Below are 20,010 nucleotides of genomic sequence, written 5' to 3'. Positions count from 1 at the left end.
GAGGAGGCCCCGCGCATGGCGGAAGAGCGGTTCACCCGGCGCACCGTGACCATGGTGATGGCGGTCATCGCGGCCTTGGCCTTCGTCTTCTCCTTCGGCAACGTCTGGGCGCTCGCCCTGCGGCTCGGCGTCCCGCGCCCGATCGCGCCGCTGATCGCGCCCATGGTGGACCTGTCCGTCGTCGGCCTCCTGGTCGCGCTGCGGTTCCTGGCCCTGCGCGGCGTCCCCAAGGCGGAGCTGAAGGCCGGCACCCGGCTGTTGCACCTGTGCGGGCTGCTCACCCTCGGGCTGAACACCGCCGAGCCCCTGCTGACCGGACGCTACGGACGGGCCTGCCTGGACACCGTCGCCCCGCTCCTGCTCCTGGGCTGGGGGCACGTCGGCCCCGCCTTCCTCGCCCACTTCCACACGGCCGCACACCGGGAGGACACCACCGCAACCATCACCCCCGCACCCCTCGCTGAGCCGGTGCCCACCTCGGCGCCCGCTCCCGAAACGGCGGCACCGGCCCCTGAGCCGGTCCCCACCTCGACACCTACGCCGCCTCCGGCCGCAGTGCCTACCGTGCTCAAGGTCCCCGCCCCCGCCCAGGCCGTCGCCAAGGCGCCTGCCACCGGCTCCCGACCGGTCCTCCCCGCCGCACTGCTGAGTGCGGCCCGGCGCATCGCGGACACCTACCACGCCGAGCACGGAGCACCGGTCACCGCCGCCCAGCTCGCAACCCGCATGGGCGTCGCCCTGCCGGTGGCCACCGCCGCCCTCGCTCAGCTCTGAGCTACCCCGGCCACTGGCCGGATAACTCCTCCCTGAAATCCACGGCCACCCGATGGGCCTGGTTCGTCATGCCCCGAGCAGCACCAACATGCCTTCCCTGAAGGTCGGTTGCTGCTCGGGTCCCACCCCGAACAGAAGGGAGACGCCCCGAATGGTCACCCTGGACCTGCGCCACGTGGCAAGCCCCGCCGTGCGGGACCTGCTCCACCTCGTCAACCACCCAGACTTCGACCGCGCACAGCAGCAGATCGAACACCTCGGCGGCTGCACCGAACCCGTCCGCCTGACCGGCCAGAGCACTACCATCGACACCACAACCGGCGAGGTACTGCGCGCGTACACCGCTTCCGGGGAGCCCACGGGCAGCCTGCTCACCGCATGCGGCAATCGCCGCGCCTCCCGCTGCCCGGCCTGCTCCCGCGTCTACGCCGCCGACACCTACCACCTCATCCGGGCCGGCCTGTCCGGCGGCAAGAACGTGCCCGACACTGTCCGCACCCACCCCCGCGTCTTCGCCACCCTCACCGCCCCCTCCTTCGGCCCCGTCCACAACCGCCCCACCACGCCCGGCGGGAATGCCCGGCCCTGCAGCTGCCGCAAGCTCCACGAACCCACGGACGCCCTGCTCGGCACGCCGCTGAACCCCGCAACCTACGACTACGCGGGCGCCATCCTGTTCAACGCCCACGCCTCCGCCCTGTGGGCCCGCTTCACCACCTACCTGCGCCGCGAGATCGCCGCCCGGCTCGGCATGACCCAGAAGGCCGCCCGCACGGTCCTGCGCGTGTCCTTCGCCAAGGTCGCCGAGTACCAGAAGCGCGGCCTGGTCCACTTCCACGCCGTGATCCGCCTCGACGGCCCGGACGGCAACTCCACGCCCCCGCCCCCGTATGCCACCGTCGCCATGCTCGCTGACGCCATCCGGGCCGCCGCCCTTCGTGTCCGAGTGGCCGTCGTGTCGGATGCGATCGGGGAACGCGAACTCACCTGGGGCGAACAGCTCGACGTGCGCGAGATCGCCGCCTTCGGCACCGACACCGAACTCACCGATCAAGCGGTCGCCGCCTACGTGGCCAAGTACGCCACCAAGTCCGCCGACGCCTCCGGCACCCTCGACCGCGCCCTGTTCTGCCGCCCCTGCCAGGGACGCGGCGCCACCCTCCTGCCCCACGGGGCCGCGCTCCCCTGCACCGCCTGCGGCGGCACCGGGCAGGCCCGGCCGCTGCCTCGGCTCGCCGTCGCCCGGCACGTGCGGCAGATGATCCGCACCTGCTGGGAGCTGGGCAGGCTGCCCGAGTTCGCTGATCTCAAGCTCTGGAAGTGGGCGCACATGCTCGGTTTCCGGGGCCACTTCTCCACCAAGTCCCGCCGCTACTCCGCCACCCTCGGCGCGCTGCGCGACGCCCGCCGCACCTGGCGCACCGAACAGGTCCACGCCCACGCCAGCCTGCCCGAGCCCGACCCGGACACCACCCTCGTCGTCGGCCACTGGGCCTACCTCGGCACCGGCTACAGCCCCGGCGCCGCCCTCCTGGCCGCTGCCGTCTGGCACCGCAGAGAACTGGCACGCCAGTTCGCGTTCGAAGGGGGCTGCTGATGACCACGCACGCGCCCGCCGCGCCCCACCAGGCGCTGAGTACGCCGGAGGAGCTGCTGACGGTTCCCCAGGTCATGGCCCGCCTCCAGCTCGGCCGCTCCGCCGTCTACGACCTGCTCCGCTCCGGCCAACTCGCCTCGATCACCCTCGGCCGCGCCCGCCGCATCCCCACCCATGCCCTCACCGACTTCATCCGCACCCGCCTCGAACAGGAAGCCGCCGCCTGATGACCACGCCCCGAGACACCCCCGCCTCCCGCCGCGTACGGGCCAACGGCGACGGAACGGTCTACCAGCGCAAGGACGGCCGCTGGGAAGCCGCCGGATACGTCCTCGCACAGGGCAACACCCGCCGCCGCGTCCGCGTCTATGGCACTACCCGCAAAGACGCCCTGGCCAAGCTCACCGAGAAGATCGCCGCCAGCAACCGCGGCCTCCGCGTCCCCACCGCGCAGGGCAGCGTGGCCGCGTACCTGACGTACTGGCTGGAGAACGTGGCCGCCCACCACCTGCGCAAGAACACCCACACCCGCTACACCGCCTGCGTCAACCGGTACCTCATCCCCGGCCTGGGCAAGAAGAAGCTCGCCAAGCTCTCCGCGAAGGACGTCCGCACCTGGTTCAACCAGCTCCGCACCACCTGCCAGTGCTGCACGCGCGGCCTCGACGCCCGGCGCAATGAGCCCCGCTGCTGTGCCGCCGGCCGGTGCTGCCACAAGCTGCTCTCTCCGCTGACGCTCACCTACATCCACTCCGTGCTCAAGTCCGCCCTGGAGCACGCCGTACGGGAGGAAGAGATCCCGCGCAACGTCGCCCGTAACGTCCGCACCGGCACCCCCCGCCCCCGACGCTTCGAACCCCTCACCGCCGACGAAGCCCGGCAGTTTCTCACCGCCGCCCAGGGCCACCGGCTGCACGCGCTGTTCGAACTCGCCCTCCACACCGGACTCCGCAAGGGCGAACTCCTCGGCCTGCACTGGGAAGACCTCGACCTCGACGCGGGCACCGCCGCCGTCCGCCGCACCCTTCAGCGAACCGCCGCAGGCGGGCTCACCACGCTGCCCACCAAGACGCGGGCCTCCGAGCGCCGCATCGCCCTTCCCACCCGCTGCGTCCAGTCGCTGAAGCTCCACCACGAACAGCAGCAGCGCAAGCATGAGGCCGCGGGCACCACGTGGCGGCACGACGGGCACGTGTTCACCACTGCGCAGGGCCGACCGATCGACCCGACCAACCTCACCCGCGCCTTCCTCACGCTCCTCCGCAAGGCCGGCCTCCGCCGCATCCGCTTCCACGACCTCCGCCACTCCACCGCCACCCTCCTCCTGGAACAGGGCATCGAACTCGTCGTGATCAAGGAACTCCTCGGCCACGCCCACATCGGCGTCACCGCCACCGTCTACGCCCACGTCCGACTCCGCCTCCAGCGCGACGCCATCAACGCCCTCGGCACCGCGCTCGGCAGCCCGGAGAGCAGCCATACGGCCCGGGACGAAGGCGATGAACCGCCACCCTCCGCCGTCCCCGTCCGCTGACGTTGCCGTCAACTACTGCCGTCACGCACCGCAGAAGCCCCGCCAGGACGCACCTTGCGGGGCTTCATTTTTGCTGCTGCTAACGGATCTTCTACTTACCCGTCCGCCTCATCGCCTGTCACTCTGCAAAAACAGGATTGAGCCAGACCGAAACCAGATCACCGTTGTCGACGCCCAATACAGTTCCGCTAGCGATTTGGACAAACTTAGCGCCGACGGCATTGTTCAGACGAATGGCGACCCACCCGGAGGAAGAATCATACGAAACCCGCCACCTGTCTCCAGGGACCTCGAAAGAAACCCCAGGCTCGAAGGAGTGGTCCGACGAGATGAATACCCGTCCGGGATTGAACTGTGGAGCAATCAACTCGGCCACCACACCCCGAACGTTTGGGAAGTATCCCCAGGCGAACAGGACTCCCCGAGACTCAATATCGACCTCAAGTTGGAGCGTGCCGATCAGCACACTTGCAACCCCCTTCGAGCCGAGCCTCTCGCTCAACGACTCCCCGCTCTGCGCACTGAAGGAGAATCCGTACTCGGACTCGTCATAGGTGAGAACACCCTCAAGAGGAGATCCGTCTTGGATGGAGAATTTCATTTCTGGCTAGCCTTTTGTGCTCTTGAAGAGGAAGTGAACGATCCTGTTGGAATTTGCGTCGATGTTGAGCTCCCAGATCCCGTTGCTTCCGTTCATCGCTCCGGGCGTTCTCCACTCGACAACCCCAGGAGCGCCACGGGAATCCATCCTGGGTGCGGATCCCTCCATGATTCCCCGAAGGAGCTGCCCATTGTTGCCGTTCATGTAAGGGCGTGCAGCCTTACCGAAGTTGGGGGCATCGACATCCCGAGTACCAGCAATGTCCCAGGTGTGGTTTTCGACGGTCTTGGTCATCGAAAGGTTCTCAACATCAATCTTGGCTGCGAGATCCGTGACGCCACAGTTCCCATTGCTGTTGTGAACGAGGACCGGCGTCTCCCCTGCCAGCACATAGTACGTGTGCAGGTCGTCAACGGTCAGGTTGTACGTAGTGGCATGTCGTGTGTAGGGGCGGTTCGCGGTGACGATGACGGTGTTGCCGTCATCGGTGAGGAGGGTCGCACCGGGGGTGAGGTCGCCGGCTTCGATCCAGTCGCCTTCAGAGGGCGACCAGAACGGGTGTTCGTAAGTCGCCGTGACTTTCTCGATGCCGTCTTCGGTGGCGATGGAGAGCTCGTTGAAGTGCTTGTCATCATCGGTGATGATCAGCTTGGTGACTTCACGGGGGCCCGTCTCGCCGGTTTCCGGGTCTGTTGCCTGGACTGTATCGCCGACCTTGATGTCTTCGATGTCTTTGGTGGTGCCATCAGCCATGAGCACGTCGGTTCCGGCTAGGAAGCACTTCGTGCACTTGGCGGCCTCCTCAAGGACGTCGTCAGTCTTCTTTAGCTTCAGGAGCTTTAGGAGCTTCAGTGCCTTGAGGGCGGGAAGGTCGGTTGCGGCCCAGCCGCAGTGGGAGTTGAAGCCGGGATTGCTTCCACACGCCTTCCATTCATCGATGTCCGGCAGCACGAACTGCTCGAATATCTCCCAGTACCCCGGCGGCTCAGGAATGGGAGAATGGTAAGGCGTGCCGTTGTTGACGTACTCGTCGACGTTAGGTCCGTACCCGGTGTATCCGACAGTTGAGCATCCCGGGAAACCGCATCGGTAATCGGCAGCGGCCCCACTGGCGGTTGCCGTGCCCCCGGTCGTCCCCCCGCCTCCGCTGTTGATGCTGTCGGGCTGGCCACTTTTGCCTCCACTTGGGTTTGTGGGGCACGGCGTGCTATCGCCGTAGCCGTTACAGGCGAGGCCCATGCCGGTGGGGTCGCTGTGTGTGAGGGGGTTCTGGACGGCGTAGCTGTAGCCGTTGAGGGTTTGGTGTTTGTCGAGTTCGAGAAGTGGGTCGACGCTGATGAACTGGCCGACCACCGGGTCGTACTCGCGGGCGCCTATGTGGGTGAGCCCGGTCGACTCGTCGGCAGGTGCACCCAGGAAGGCCTTGTCGTCCGGCCAACTGGTCGCCTTGGTTCCTCGCGTGCTGCCGAATGGCGACGTGTATCGCTTGGTGACCGCGTAGGTGCCTGCTTCCAGGGCGATGCTGGACGTTCCGTGATGGTCGCTGGCGAGGAAGCTCAGTTTCGTGCCCGCGACTCCGCTGGTCGCTGTGCGGACGGCGATGGTCTGGCCGTTTGCGGTGTAGTAGCGGGTGCCGCTGAGTGTCTTTGTGGTGCCCTTGGTGGTGAGGCGTACTTCGTTGCCGCCTCCGAGGTAGAGGATGGCGTCGCCGTCGCCCTTGGCGCGGCGGATGAGTAGTTCGCCGTCCGCGTCGTAGAGGTAGCCGGTCTCCTTGGCGCCTTCGGTGAGCGTGGTGAGTTTGCCCTCAGTGTTCCAGGCGAGCGTTTGCTGGCCCGTTGCGCCCGGGCGGGAGGTGGTGTTGCCGGCGTTGTCGTAGCTGTAGGTGGCGGTTCGGGCGCCGGTGGTGTTGTCGAGGGTGTGGGGTTTGTTGTCTGTGGGGTCGTTGTAGGTGTAGGTGGTGGTTTGGTCGCCTGCGGTTGTGTGCTGCGTTTCGGTCTGGCGCTGGCCGGCCTGGGTGTAGGCGTAGGTCGTCCAGTAGGGGGCTGCGCCGTCGATGTTGGATATCGTGCGGCCGGAGGTTGCGCAGTCCGCGGTTTTGGGGGTCCAGGCTTCGGTGAGGCGGCGGTGGCCGTCGTAGGTGAAGCACTGGTAGTCGGCCTTCGTGGTGCCGCCTTGGGTGGTGGCGTCGAAGATGGAGGTGACGTTGCCGGCGTCGTCCTGGGTGTACTTGAGCTCCTGCGCCATGTAGCTGTGGACGTCGTCAGTGACGTAGGCGCGGGTCAGGCGGCGGGTGCCGGGCTCGTATTCCCAGTTGAGGTAGGCCTTCTTGGTCGAGCTGGTGCCGAGTTGGAGCTGTCGCAGGTCACCTTGTGGGGAGAAGGCGGCGCCGTGCAGGTAGCCGGTGGTTCCCGTGGAGGTGAGCTGCTGTCCGGTGGCGTTGTAGGTGTAAGAGACGATTTCGGACGGGAGGCCGCCGACAGCGGGGGATCCTGTCTGGGCGACTGTGCCGTCGGGCCGGTAAGTGGCGCTCAGGGACAGCGTTGAGGGTACGCCGGCATCACGGAACGCGTCGCCTTCGGGCAGGTCGAGTTGGCTGGCGGTGGCGTTGCCGAGGTTGTCGTAGGTGGTGATGCGCTTGGTGTAGGCCTTGCCTGTGGTTGTCGCGCCGCCGTCGTAGCGGACGCTTTCGTAGGGCTTGCCCTTACCCCGGGTTGCGGTGTCGAAGGTCCAGGCGGCGAGCTTGTTGGCGTCCGTTTTGTCGGTCTGCCACATTCCTGTCTGGCGGCCGAGCTCGTCGTAGCCGTACAGCAGTTTCTTGGTGCTGTCGTCGTTGGCGGTGGTGCTAGCGGTCTGGTCGAGTTCGTTATAGTCGGTGGTGGTCTTGCCCTTGTCCGGGTCGGTGGATTCGATCTGGCGGCCGAACAGGTCGTAGGTGTAAGTCCACTCGGTCTGGTCGGGCCCGGTGATGGTGTCCTGCTGGCCGGCCGGGTGGTAGGTGTAGCGGGTGGTGGTGTAGTCGGTGCCGGTCGGCTGCGAGCCTGCGTATTCGCGGCGCTCGGTCGTCTGGCCGAGGGCGTTGGTGACTACCGCGGTGGCCTGCCCGCCGTTGGGGGCACTGGTAGAGACCGTGTCGCCGGTGTAGGTGGTGGTGGTCCAGCGGGTGATGCCGTGCGTCTTGTTCACTGTTTCGGTGGGCCGGCCGGCGCCGTCGAAAGTGGTGTCCGTCTGGATCGGGGCCTGTCCGCCGGAGACTTCGACCGGGGTTGAGGTGGGCGGCGATGTGCTGTCGTAGATGTCGCCGTGCTGGCTGTAGGCCATTCCCCGCGTGTCGTACCGGGTCACGGTGATGATGCGGCCGCCTTCAGCTGCAGGTGTGGGCGACTGGGTCTGGCGGAGCCTGAGCTGGGCGTCGTAGAAGGCGTAGCTGGTGTTGTAGCCGGATGCGTTGTTGTTGAGGGTGCCGGTGGACACCCAGGACATGTCGGTGTTGGTGATGTTGTAGGCGTAGACGTAGTTGGGGGTTGCGCCAAGGGCCTTGGAGCGGTTGGGCAGCCAGACCTTGGTCAGGCGTCCGAGGCTGTCATATTCGGACTGGGTGACCATGTTGTTCGGGTCGATGACCTTCGTGGCTGCGCCGGTGGCGAAGTCGACCTGGGTGGTCGTCTTGTGCAGCTTGATGTTCTCTACGTCCGTGGCGGTCAGCGGTCCTGCGGCCGCGGGGGTGTAGGTGGTCTTGGAGACCAGGTTGTCGTTGGTGTCCTTGACGATCGAGGTGCGGCCAAGGGTGTCGTAGGTGGTGGTGGCGATCTTCTGCCACAGGGGTGCGTCGCTGCTGTCGTAGGCCTTGGCGCGCCCGCTCCAGGTGGCCTCGCCCTTGGTGGGCGTTTGGGTTGCCGGCCAGGTGGTGGCGGTGGGGTTGTCGTAGACGGTGGCGGTGTCGGAGATGACGTCGCCGGGGCGGCTGGAGTCCGCGGGCAGGTCCAGGCTCGTATCCGCGGTCGCGCAAGGCTTGGCGACGGTACGGCTGCGGGAGACGAGCGAGTTGATGCCTGCAGCATCATTGCGTGCGTACCAGGTGCGGGTGCACTTCTCGTCGCCGGTGACGGCTCTGTCGCCTTCGTCGTCGACGGTGGCGGGCATGCCGTAGTCGTCGTAGGTCGTTCTGACGGTGCGGACGCGATCGAGCGGGGTGATGCCGCTGGTGATCTTGGTTCGGGCGTGGGTGGCCGAGGTGCGCACGTAGTAGGACTCGATGTCCGCATACGACTTGTGCTGGGTGGCCGTGAGCTTGGACCAGGGGTTGTTGATGGTTCCGGAGACTTCGCTGCTGCCGTTGTAAGTGGCGGTTTCGCGGGTGAATCCGGCGTACTGGTTCAGGTCGTTGATCGCGGCCGCTCGGATGCCGGTGACCGTGACGGTCTTGCGGGCGGTCGGGTCGGGCGTTTTACCGTCGGGGCCGAGGACGCGGTCGCCGTGCATGCCCCGCATGAACACCGTGACGGTCTTGCTCTGCGTTGCGGTGGAGACGCCGGTGAGGTGGGTGACGCGCTCGTAGCCGCGCCAGATGGACCAGGTGCGTTCCTTGGCCGGGGTAAGCGGGTCCTCGTTGTAGTGCCAGGCACCGCCGCTTGCGGAGTACTGGTAGGAGTGCTCCACGGCCAGGCCGCCGCCCGTGGGGTCGCTGACGGATACGGCGCTGACCGGGTACTTCTGGAACCAGTCCAGGATGGGCTCCTGCTCGCCGTTGGGTGACCAGTACACCGGGTAACAGCGCTTGGTGTTGGTATCGACCCTGGGCATCGTCTGCCCGTAGGCGCAGTCGGCAGGCAGGTAGGAGACGGACGTCTTGGCGCCTGTTTCCGAGGTGACGGTCTTCAGGCGCGGCTTGTGCAGCGGCAGGATGTTGTCGGGGCCGTCAACGCGGTTGGCCAGCATCTCGTGCCCGAACTGCACCGGGTTCAGGGAGAGGTCGGTGCCGCGCTTGCCGGTGTGACGGATCTCGTCCAGCCACAGCGACTGGTCGCTGGAGTCACCGGTGTCGCCGGGATCGAGGTATAGGTGCTTGAGCGTCCAGGCATCCACCGGCTCGTAGGCAGGGGTCGCGGCGGCCGCGTTCCAGGCGTAGGAGGTGACGGTGGTCAGGCGCTTGCGGGTGAAGAAGGTGGGCCCGGTGTTGCCGGTGCACTTGACATCGGCCTTGCACACCGCGTCGAACGGTACGTCGGGCCAGTTGTTCCGGGTGGTTTCGGTCAGTGCGTCGCAGCCGGTGCCGGTAGCCAGGCAGCGCTCGTCGTGGCCGAAGACGACCTTGTTCGAGGCGGCCGGGATGGCAGAGAACAGGGTGCCGGCGCGCTGACCGTAGCGGATCTCCCTCAGGTAGCCGCCGCGTACGTACTCGGTGCCGATGGTGTCGTCGCCGAGCGTGTCGTAGTGGTTGGTTTCCGCGGTGTACCAGTAGGTGCTGGCGTTGCCGTGGCTATCTTCGACGTAGTCCAGGTTCCACCGCCAGGCCTGGGTCTTGGCCCGGCCGGAGAAGGTGGAGTCGGCGTCGTAACCGGGTTCGCCTTCGTCGTCGCCGAAGACCGGCACGGTCCACACGGAGTTGGTGCGGTCGTCCGCGCCGGCGCCGTCGAGCTTGTTCAGGCCGAAGACGTACTTGGTGCCGTCTCCTGTAGTGACCGCCCAATGCTCGCCGTTGTCGTCACCGTTGTCTGCGCCGGACGAGCGGATGACAGTGGAGGCGTCGTCGTTCTGCAGCCGCCACTTTCCGCTGGTGTCGTCCTTGACGAGTTCGGTGGCCTTGCCGTTGAGGACGAGGGAGGCGTTGTCGTACTTCCAGCACAGGTCGGACTTGTCCGTCTGACCGTCGTCGTCGCACGAGCCGTACTTGCGCTCGATGTAGGAGGAGGTCAGGTCGAAACCCTCGCCGACCTGGCTGCCCTGGTTGTTGGTGCTGGCGGTGCGCCCGTCGATGCTGCCCGAATCGTAAGACAGGGCCAGGTTCGGCTCAGGGCCGGCAGCGGCCGGCGGGACCCTCAGAGGGTAGGACCAGGTGAAGGTGCCCGAGCCGCCGCCTGCTTCCCAGGTGGAAGAGGGGGACAGCGGCGTCGCCTTGTAGTCGCCGGCCCCCGACTGGGTACCCGCGGCGAGCGCCAGCATCATCGGCGCGCCGCTGGCCGGCAGGCTCAGCGTGGCGGCGACGTTCTGCTGGGTGCGGTGGTTTTGGGAGTCGAGTTCGGTGCGGGTGCGGCAGCCAGCCTTGTCCAGGGTGCCGTCGGCGCAGTCGGGCAGGCGGAACAACTGCAGCCGCCCGGCCCAGTCACCGCCGTAGGCGGAGGCGAAAGCGGAGTAGCCGACACTCAGGCGTGCCTTGCCACCGGCGGGAGCGGAAACCTTCAGCACGACGCCCTTGACGCCGAGACGGGTCGCGTCCTTGCGGCTCAAGACCTCAACGGTGAGGGACTTCGCCGACCGGCCCTTGCCGGGTGTGCTGGCCGTGACGGGCAGGGTGCCCGCTTCCTTCTTGGACGTCGCACCAGTGCCGAGGAGCAAGATGGCGGTGCCTGCCGTGGGCCAGGTGACCGGGTGCTGCTGGTCCCGGCGGGCTCGTTCGGCCGCCTTACGGTCCGCCTGCGAGGGCTTCTCGCTCACCTTGGCAGTGAACGGGCGGACCTTCGCTGAACGAGGCGGCTCCAGCGTGGGAGCCCCGAGTGGATCGGGAGTAGCGGCGAAGGCGACGGGGGTGAGCAGGCCCGGGAGCATCGCCAGCCCGGTCAGGGTGGCTATGCGTCTGCTCCAGCGGCCTGTGCTTCCGCCTCCGCGGCCTGGACCGGGCCATGGGGTGCCGAAGTGTTTCACGTGATGTCTTCCTCACTAGGGCCAGGCAGCATCGTGCCTGGCCATGGACAACAGGGCGTGAAAGCGCCGTGCGGAGCGCACGGAGGAACAGGGAGCCTGCTGGGCGGGCGGTCTCGGGCGTCGTGCCTGCCGACCGCCCAGCAAGCGGAGGAAAGGGCGGTTAGCCGGTGATGCCGGGCGCCAGGACCTGCGATCCGATCTGATCGATCGTCATGGCGCCGGTCCACACGCGCAGCTGCTCCAGAGCGCCGGTGAAGTAGTGGGCGGTGCTGCCGGCCGCAGTTCCTCGGCCCCAGCTCAGCTCACCGCTGCCCTGCTGCGGGGTGGTGAAAGTGCCCACTTCCCGTGGCTGAGCCTCCTCCCCGACATACAAGTCCAGGTCGCCGTCGCCGGTGTCAGGATCGGCCTGTGCGTTGAAGACTCCGGTGAGGGTCACCCTGGTGCCGACCTGCGCTTCATCGGTGGCGGGTACGACGGTGCTCTGGGTGACCGTTCCGTCCGGGCCCACCGCGGTGCGGGCAAACTCCCACAGGTAGATGTGCTGCCCCAAGTCATTCTCGCGCTTGACCACCGACAACGCCCACGAGGATTCGCCGCCCATGGTCTGCCCGGCCACCTGGGCTCGGTATCCGAGCGGCTTGCTCGCGAGCTGGTCGGTGTTCAGGCGGACGTCGGCGGAGACGGTGAAGGAACCTGTCTCGTCGACCACCGGTCCCGTCGCTGCGGCATGGGCCGCGCCGTCTACGAGCAGCGCGTCGTCTTCCTCGCCGATCGTTGTTCCGGACACTGTCATGGCCGGCACGGGGTACGGCGTGCGACTGCTGATTTGGGTGCCCTGAGAGGTGGTGGCGTTCCAGTGAGCGACCAGTTCGTTGGCCGGCACCTCGTTCTCAAGCACTCGCGTCTCGTGGGCGAGTTCCGGCGCAGACAAGGCTCGCTGCCAGGCGGCGACCTCGTCCAGCAGGCCGACGTGGTAGGAGCTGTAGGTGCCGGCGGCCTTGAAGCGGCCGAACTGCAGGCCGCCGGTCGCGGTCCATGGGGTGTAGGTGGGGGCGGCCTGGGACAGGACGACCGGCTGGCCCTGCGGGCGGCCGTTGATGAACAGCTGGATGGTGTCGTTGGACGGGTCGGTGTCGGGGAGGTTGTCGGCACCCTCGGTCTTGAACACGCCCGCCAGGTGGGTCCATACGTTCAGCGGCGGCTTGTCCGTATCGGCGACCGAGCGGATGTGGACCGGGCTGGCCACGTCCTTGTCGGTGCGGTTGAACACCCACTTCTTCAAGGCGCTGGAGTAGTACAGCGCGAACGCGCTGCCGTTCGTACCGGGTGCGGACAGCACGACCCGGTTGGTGGAGGCGTCGTTCAGCTGCACCCAGGTGGAGACGGTGAAAGACTCCTGGGTGTTGAACACGGGGGTAGCGGTCGCCGCGTAGCTGGTCTGTTGTGCGGGATCCGTCGTGCCCCCATTCAGGCCCAGCGACTTGTCACCTTCACCACGGCGTGCCTTGTCCGGCCATTCGATTCTGGTTCCGCCCGGGGTCGCCGTATGCGGGGTACCCGTGTCGGGAGTGTCGGTTCCGTCGCCGTTGAGGTGCCACCGGCCCACCACGCCCTGCGCGGGTGCCACCTTGAAGGTGAACTCCTTGTACGGGCCCCACCGGTTGTAGACGTCCTTGGCCCGTACTGACAGCACTGTCGTCCCGGCCAGCGGAGGGACGACATCGCTCACCGTCGTCTTCAGAGCCCCGTTGGAGGACGCCTGCTTGGGCTTGGTGTACAGCAGGTTCCACTCGTACGCGGTGACGTCGGTCTTGCCGTCCTTGATGTCGGCGGTGTTCGGCTCGAAGGTGAAGGAGCCAGGCACACCCGGGCCGCCCTTGCCCTCACAGACATCCGCCGAGCACTGGGTGTAGGGCGAGAGGGACGTGATTGTGGGCTCCTTTGGAGCCGCGGAGTCGAGCTTGAAGTAGCACCAGGAGCTGTTGTAGGGGGACCACAGGTCGTCGGGGACCGTGTTGAAGGTCCAGTGCGACCGGGTACGCGCCTTGAGCCGGTACAGACCGCCGTCGACGAGTTTGGCGGTTTCCATCCGCTCCAGGTCGTTGTCCGCGTGCCAGCCGGTGCTGGGCGAGCTCCCGGACCAGACCCGGCGCCAGGGTGCGTCGTCCCCGCGTTCGACGATGAACTCGGCCCGCAGCAGAGCGCCCGAGGTCGAGCCGACTAGCGTCTGGAGCCGTGCCTGGACGGTCGGGACGCCCAAGGTGACGATGAGCGGGTCGGTAGAGGATGTCTTGCAGTAGGCGGTCGTGCCGTTAATGCCCGAGATGATCCCGACGTTGGTGGGGACGCCGGGCTTGTAGGCGTAGATGACCTGCAGTTCGGCGTTGTCGTCGAACCGCTTCCAGGCGCGCGGCTCGGTCTCGTCGTGGGCGCGCAGCATCAGCGTCAGCCGGCTGAAGGAGCCGTTGGCGAAGGAGCGGACGGTGCTGGTGAGGTTCTCGTCCGTCTCGGTGGTGTTGTCGTTGAACTCGATCCAGGCATCTGGCTGGTCCGGTGAGCACAGGTCGCCTCGGCCGGCCGACACAGCGCGGTCGCCGAGGTGGTCCAGCTGCGCCGGTCCCGGCCAGCCGGTCGCCTCAGAGATGTTGTTGGTGCGCTTCAGGTCCACGGTGTAGGGGGTGCAGTTGAACGACCACGTCTCCCGCGCACGGAATGTGGCGTCCAGCACGTGCTTGCCGGCCAGCGCAGTCGGCGCGAACTCGAAGTACATCCGGTCGATGTAGCCGCCACCACAGGTGTAGCCGTCGGCCGTGCCGCACTTGCCGACACCCTTGTCGCCGTCGAACATCCAGAACCGGTCGCCGTCAGATGAAATCTTGGTGCGCTCCTGCGCACCCAGACCCATCGGCGGGTCGATGAACACCGGGTAGACCGTCTCAGCGCCGCGCAGCAGTTCGAGGTCGGGGCGAACAGCAATGGAACTCTCCGCCACCGTCACCGGCAGCACCGCACTCGCGTCCCCTTCCCCGGGCTGCACCGGGTCGCCCGAGTCGTCCAGTGCAGCAGCGTCAGAGGTAGCGGCGGCGGGCTGCAACTGAGTCTGGGGCCCCGACGAACTGTCCCCCGCGGAGTCCCACATGAGCCCCGCCGGGCCGCGGAAGATGGCGTTGCCATCCTCGTCGAGCGCGCGCAGGCCACCACCCGCGCCCGGAACCAGACTCAGCCCATCACCGTCCGCGGTGATGACGAGGTGCTCCAGCGCAGGGTTGTGCGCGGCCTCGGGCGTCTTGACGACCAGGACCTCGCGATAGCCCTCAGCCGTGGCGGTCAACTGCAGGTCCACACCGTCGAACACCTCTGGATAGGTGGCTGTGGCACCGTCCAGGACCGGCTGCGGCAGGGTGTCGGTCCAGCCCAGGGTGACCGAACGGCCGTCCCTGCCCAGGCGGAGCATGTCCGCGCCGGAGCCGCCGCCGGAGAACGACACGTCGACCACAGCGCCCTTGGGGGCAACTCGCCCGTCAGGACGCCGCTCCAGCGTGGTATCGATCACCCCCCAGGTTCCGTCGTCCTGCCTCACCCGCTGCGGAGTGGTGGACTGCGTGAGCGTGAGCGTGCCGTCGGGGTTGGCATGCGTCGTGGTGAATTCGCTGCGCGCCGTCGTCACCTCCACCTGCTGACCGGAAGCCTTCGCCTGGGCCAGAGCGGCGGCTTCATCCACCTCACCAGGTGCCGCTTCCGCAGCAGCCGCCCTACTAGCCGAGGTTGCCGGCGCCGGCAACACGGGCAATGCCGTCAGCACCAGCGAGGCAGCAACACCCCCCAACACCGCGGCTATCGATCTTCGACTCCGCAGCACAGGCACCCCACCCCACCAGAACTTCACAGATCCCACCCTAAGGAAACAGAAATCTCACAGGATGCAGAGAGTAAAGACAGGGTTACGCAGGTGCGTCAATTAGGTGTGACGCAGGTCACGAGAACTTGTCCTGCTATGACCTGACCAGCTGGAATATCCCCGACCCTCTGCCAGTTGGACGAACGCGAGCCTCCCCGACGCAACGTCCCATCCCCTCGCGGATCGAACTCCCGAGGCTCACCGACACGCGCAAATGACGCATCCGTCCTTGCGGACCCCATGGGTCAGGGAGCCGACACAGGCGACCACCGCGTGACGCCGGGGAGCCCGGCTGGTCTTCCCCGCTCGGCTGATTGAGACGCCGACCAGGCAGGCTTGACGGCCACTCAAGAGCGATGCCTGCTGGGCACGGCGCAGTCGAAAATCCGCCGACCGTGGGCCCCTGCCCGCAGGAGTGGCGCTTCCACTCATGCCGCGACAGATCCCTCGGCTTCATCGGTCGCCGGCAACGACACACCTTCAACCTCGGCCAACCCGCCGGGGCCCCGCCTCATCAAGCCGGCGAACAACCCCACCGACAGCACGGCCCCACCGCCCTCGAGGCCGAGCCGGCGTCACCGACGCCCCATCCGCCGAATATCCATATCCGCAACCCCTCTCACCAGCAAAGACTTGCAAGTTGCGGAACATCCAGGATCAATTGCGGAAGCGATCGAGACGTCGAAACCCGTGCAGGTAGTCGCTTGCCGCATGAACATGACGTCCAGTCAGTCGTGAGGTATCTCACTGATCTCCCATACGATGCTTCCAAGCTTTCGTATGGCAAACACTGCTCGCCCCGCAGTCCCCGCGCCTGGGTCAACGGGGCGCTGTGGAGTTGGGCGCCGAGCGAGAACAGGCGCCGTCGTGCCGGGGAGGGCAGACGCGCGGCCAGGTGGGCCGGCCGGGCGGAAGCGGGGCCGACATCGAGGCCTCTGAAGTCCTTGCCCTCCAGGAACCGGCCCGTCGCCCGCACCGCAGCGACCGACGCGTCGAAGGCGCACAGGCGACGGGCCGTCCGCAACCGCTGACGCACCGTCCACCTCCTCCTCCGGCCGACGCCTCTCGCTCCGCGTGAACTCCGCGCCACGGGCGTCGGCGGCTCGTGGACGGGCCGCCGAGAACGCCCGGCGACCGGCGGCGGCCGGCTCCGCCTCGATCCACGGCGCGTACCCTGCGGCCGGGCTCCCTGCCTCGGCCACCCGTCGGCTCGTCCGTGTGTCGTCAGCCGTGCGGGACGACGGCGACCGGGCAGGCGGCGTGCCGCACGGCCGCGTGCGCGACCGGCCCCAGCTTCCAGACGAGGTGGGACGGGTGCGGCCGGCGTCCCACGATCAGGAGCCTGCTCCGGCCGCAGGAGGTGAGCAGAAGCTGGGCGGCCGGCCCGACGGCGACGCGTTCCGCGACCGTGACCTTGGGATACTTCTCCCGCCACGGCGCCAGCTCGGCGGCGAGCCAGGCGCGTCGCTCCTCTTCTGCGCGCGGGCCGGGTGACCCGGGGACGACCGTCACCGCGCGGAGCAGGTCGCCGTGCGCGTCGGCGGTGGCGAAGGCGAACTCCAGCAGCGCCTCGGCGGCCGGTCCCGGCTCCGGCACGCCGACCACGACCTCGTCGCGGTCCGCCGCCACCAGGCGGTCCCGGCCGGCCCCGACCGTGGGGTCGTCCGCCCGGACGACGACGGCGGGGCACCGCGTGAGACCGACGACGCGCAGGGCGGTCGAGCCGAGCAGGAAACCCGCCACCGAGCCGTGCCCACGGGAGCCGAGCACCAGCAGCTCGGCGTCGCCGCCGCGCGCCAGCAGGGCCTGAGCGGCGGGTGCCGCGACAAGGTCCGTGGTGACGGCGAGGTCGCCGTGGCGGTGCAGCAGTTCGGCCTCGGTCCGGCGCAGCACCTCCCGCCCGTACAGCCGCTCGCTGTGGGCGTCCTGGGAGATCGGCACGTCCAGCGGCTGGGAGGTCCACGAGTGGACCAGGTGCAACGGCGCGTGCCGGTCCACGGCTTCGCGGGCGGCCCACCAGGCAGCCGCCATGCAGGCCGACGAGCCGTCGACGCCGACGACGACGGGTCCGGTCATGACGCACCTCCGTGGGCCGGCGGGACACGCGACGTCCGGCTGCCGCGCATGTTCCTCGCCTCCAGGGTCGTCATCCCCCGCCTGCCGGGGCAGGGCCGGACGGGTGCGCCCTCGGGGACCGTACGGCCCCCGCCGGCGGACGACGAGGGCGGCGTACGACCACCCGTCAGGCGCCCGCCGGGGAAGCGACGCCGGTAGCGGCCGGCGCCTCCGGCGGGCCGCCGCAGAGCTCGAACGCGCCGGACAGGCCGGTGAGCCGCAGGACGCGCAGGAAGTGCGGGTCCTCGGTCACGAGCCGCAGCCGGCCGTGCCGGGCGCGGACGCGGTTCGCGGTCCGGCACAGCAGTCCGAGGCCCGTGCAGTCGATGAAGGTCACCGCGCGCAGGTCCAGCACCAGGTCGGGGAGCGGACGCGCGGTCAGGGCGTCGAGCCGTGCCGTGAGACACGGCGACGTGAGAACGTCTATTTCGCCGCTCAGCTCCACGAACGTCGTGTCACCGACGACACGAGTCGTGGGGCGGGGCGTGGCCCTGGTCTGAGTCTCGGACACAACCGAAGGACATACCCGTGCGCGCGGCCCGCGGTAGGGCCGGTCGGTCCCCCTCGACGTGGGGGCGAGGGGCCGGTGGGCCCGAGCGCGGCCGCACCCTGTCCGTGCGGCCGCGCTCGGGGGCCGACCGGCCCAAGCGCATTCCTCCGCCGCCGGTGAGGCTGGATGTGTGGGGCCGTCGCGGCCCCGCGTGCTCGGCACCAAGGAGGAACGTCATGAAGGGCTACGTCTTCCAGGGTCCCGGACGGTCCGCCTGGGAAGAGGTTCCGGACCCCGGCGTCGAGGACGCGACCGACGCGATCGTGCGGGTCGACGCCGTCACCATCTGCGGGACGGACCTGCACATCCTCGAGGGCGACGTGCCCGAGGTGCGGCCCGGCACGGTGCTGGGCCACGAGGCGGTCGGCGAGATCGTCGAGGTGGGCGGTGAGGTGCGCACCGTGCGGCCCGGGGACCGGGTGCTGGTCTCCTGCATCACCGCCTGCGGTCGCTGCCGCTACTGCCGGGAGAGCGTGTACGGCCAGTGCCGGGGCGGCGGAGGCTGGATCCTCGGCCACCTGATCGACGGCACCCAGGCCGAGTACGTCCGCGTCCCGCACGCCGACCTGTCCGTGCACGCGCTGCCCGGCGCCGTGGACAGCAACGACGCCGTCCTGCTCGCGGACATCTTCCCGACCTCCTACGAGGTGGGCGTCCTCAACGGCCGGGTTCGCCCCGGAGACACCGTCGCCGTCGTCGGGGCCGGCCCCGTCGGGCTCGCCGCGGTCGCCACGGCGCGGCTGTTCGCCCCCGAACGCATCGTCGCCGTGGACCTCGCCGCCTCCCGCCTGGACGCCGCCAAGCGGCTCGGCGCGGACGCCGTCGCCGACGCCCGCGAGACGCCGGAACAGCTGATCGCCGACCTCACCGACGGGCTCGGTGCCGACGTGGTCATCGAGGCGGTCGGCGTACCGGAGAGCTTCGAGCTGTGCACGCGCATGGTGCGCCCCGGCGGGCACGTGGCCAACATCGGCGTGCACGGCAGGCCCGCGACCCTGCACCTCGAGGACCTGTGGATCAAGAACGTCACCATCACGACCGGACTCGTCGACACGTCCTCCACCCCCACCCTGCTGCGGATGGCGGCGGCGGGCCGGCTGCCGACCTCGCAGCTGGTCACGCACACGTTCCCGCTCGAGCAGATGGAGGAGGCGTACGACGTCTTCGCCGGGGCCGCCGAGACCGGCGCGCTCAAGGTGGTGCTGGGCGAGCCGCGGCACGACGTCGTCGCCGTCCGGCCGGACTGACGGAGAGGAAGTGACAGGCCATGCCTGAGCAGGCGATGGGGAAGAGGACGGACGCCTCCCCGCGCGGCGACCTCGGGAGGCGGATCGCGCAGCGCCGCGCCGAACTCGGTCTGACCCGCAGGGAGACGGCCGCACGGGCGGGTACGTCCGCCAGCTACCTGCGGCACCTGGAGGAGAACCCGGCCGCCGCGCCGGACGCCGGTGTCCTGCTGCGGCTGGCCGGAGCCCTGCACACCACTGTGACCGAGCTGACCGGCGGGAACGTCGATCTGCCGCCCGGTCTCGGCCGGGCCGCCGGGCACCGCCGGTTCACCGAGCTGAGCGCGTCGGAGTGCCGGATGCTGCTGGGCACGCACGGCGTGGGCAGGGTCGGTGTGCCCACCGCCTCGGGACCGGCCATCGTCCCCGTCAACTACAGCGTCGTCGACGGGGAGATCGTGTACCGGACCGCACCCGGTACGACGCCCTGGCAGGCCCGGGGGCGACTGGTCGCCTTCGAGGTCGACCGCGTCGACGACGCGCTCAGCCAGGGCTGGAGCGTGCTGGTGCGCGGCGACGCCCGGGTCGTGACGGAGCCGGACGACGTGCGCCGGCTGGAGGAGCGGGCGTACAGCGCGCCCTGGGTGGGAGGCGGACGCGACGCGTGGGTGCGGATCCATCCGGTGAGCATCACCGGCCGCCGGATCGAGTCCCGGTGACCGCCCCGGACGGCGCGGCCGTCCGGGGCCCCGCATCGGCGGGCGTCCACTGCGGCGAACGGGTGCCATGCGCCAGGGATGGCCCGGTCGGCCCTGTCGGGTACCCGGTCGCCGGGCGGAGTGTGGGAGGGCACTCCT

General features: G+C 68.7%; 11 protein-coding genes. 6 read left to right on the top strand and 5 right to left on the bottom strand.

The window, feature by feature from the left end:
• Positions 1-15 precede the first annotated feature (15 nt).
• From IPT68_RS03890 to IPT68_RS03875, 4 genes are all read left to right on the top strand, one after another.
• Positions 16-774, top strand: coding sequence for a DUF2637 domain-containing protein (locus tag IPT68_RS03890; RefSeq protein ID WP_189702399.1), 759 nt, complete (start codon positions 16-18; stop codon positions 772-774).
• A gap of 151 nt (positions 775-925) precedes the next feature.
• Positions 926-2,371 carry a zinc finger-like domain-containing protein gene (locus tag IPT68_RS03885; RefSeq protein ID WP_189702398.1) on the top strand — a complete coding sequence of 482 codons (1,446 nt, stop codon included), beginning with the start codon at positions 926-928 and terminating at the stop codon, positions 2,369-2,371.
• The gene (locus IPT68_RS03880) at positions 2,371-2,598 is read left to right on the top strand and encodes a helix-turn-helix domain-containing protein (RefSeq protein ID WP_189702397.1); all 228 of its coding nucleotides are present in this window, start codon (positions 2,371-2,373) and stop codon (positions 2,596-2,598) included. The genes IPT68_RS03885 and IPT68_RS03880 overlap by 1 nt, the downstream gene beginning before the upstream one ends.
• Positions 2,598-3,905 (top strand): tyrosine-type recombinase/integrase, encoded by a 1,308-nt coding sequence (locus tag IPT68_RS03875; RefSeq protein ID WP_189702396.1) that lies wholly within the window; start codon positions 2,598-2,600, stop codon positions 3,903-3,905. Before IPT68_RS03880 ends, IPT68_RS03875 begins: the two co-directional genes overlap by 1 nt.
• A 118-nt stretch (positions 3,906-4,023) precedes the next feature.
• Here the strand turns inward: IPT68_RS03875 and IPT68_RS03870 are convergent, their stop codons facing one another.
• From IPT68_RS03870 to IPT68_RS03850, 5 genes are all read right to left on the bottom strand, one after another.
• Complete coding sequence (locus IPT68_RS03870) at positions 4,024-4,506, bottom strand: hypothetical protein (protein WP_189702395.1); 483 nt, start codon at positions 4,504-4,506, stop codon at positions 4,024-4,026.
• Between the two features lie 6 nt (positions 4,507-4,512).
• The gene (locus IPT68_RS03865; RefSeq protein ID WP_407699459.1) at positions 4,513-11,364 is read right to left on the bottom strand and encodes a polymorphic toxin-type HINT domain-containing protein; all 6,852 of its coding nucleotides are present in this window, start codon (positions 11,362-11,364) and stop codon (positions 4,513-4,515) included.
• 160 nt (positions 11,365-11,524) lie between these two features.
• A complete protein-coding gene (locus tag IPT68_RS03860) occupies positions 11,525-15,085 on the bottom strand; it encodes a LamG-like jellyroll fold domain-containing protein (protein ID WP_228040243.1) in 3,561 nt (1,186 codons plus the stop codon).
• 1,401 nt (positions 15,086-16,486) lie between these two features.
• Positions 16,487-17,338 (bottom strand): universal stress protein, encoded by an 852-nt coding sequence (locus tag IPT68_RS03855; RefSeq protein ID WP_189701947.1) that lies wholly within the window; start codon positions 17,336-17,338, stop codon positions 16,487-16,489.
• A 166-nt stretch (positions 17,339-17,504) separates the two neighbouring features.
• On the bottom strand, positions 17,505-17,888 hold the full coding sequence (locus IPT68_RS03850) for an STAS domain-containing protein (protein WP_189701946.1): 384 nt from the start codon (positions 17,886-17,888) through the stop codon (positions 17,505-17,507).
• Positions 17,889-18,103: 215 nt separating this feature from the next.
• Here IPT68_RS03850 and IPT68_RS03845 point away from each other — a divergent pair, with 215 nt between their 5' ends.
• Both IPT68_RS03845 and IPT68_RS03840 read left to right on the top strand, forming a co-directional pair.
• Complete coding sequence (locus IPT68_RS03845) at positions 18,104-19,174, top strand: zinc-dependent alcohol dehydrogenase family protein (RefSeq protein WP_189701945.1); 1,071 nt, start codon at positions 18,104-18,106, stop codon at positions 19,172-19,174.
• Between the two features lie 20 nt (positions 19,175-19,194).
• Entirely contained in the window at positions 19,195-19,872 is a 678-nt protein-coding gene (locus IPT68_RS03840) for a helix-turn-helix domain-containing protein (protein ID WP_189701944.1), read from the top strand.
• Positions 19,873-20,010: the final 138 nt, after the last annotated feature.

Source organism: Streptomyces chromofuscus, from assembly GCF_015160875.1.
In the GTDB taxonomy this organism is placed as follows: domain Bacteria; phylum Actinomycetota; class Actinomycetes; order Streptomycetales; family Streptomycetaceae; genus Streptomyces; species Streptomyces chromofuscus.
This window is presented reverse-complemented; position numbering and strand designations above follow the sequence as displayed.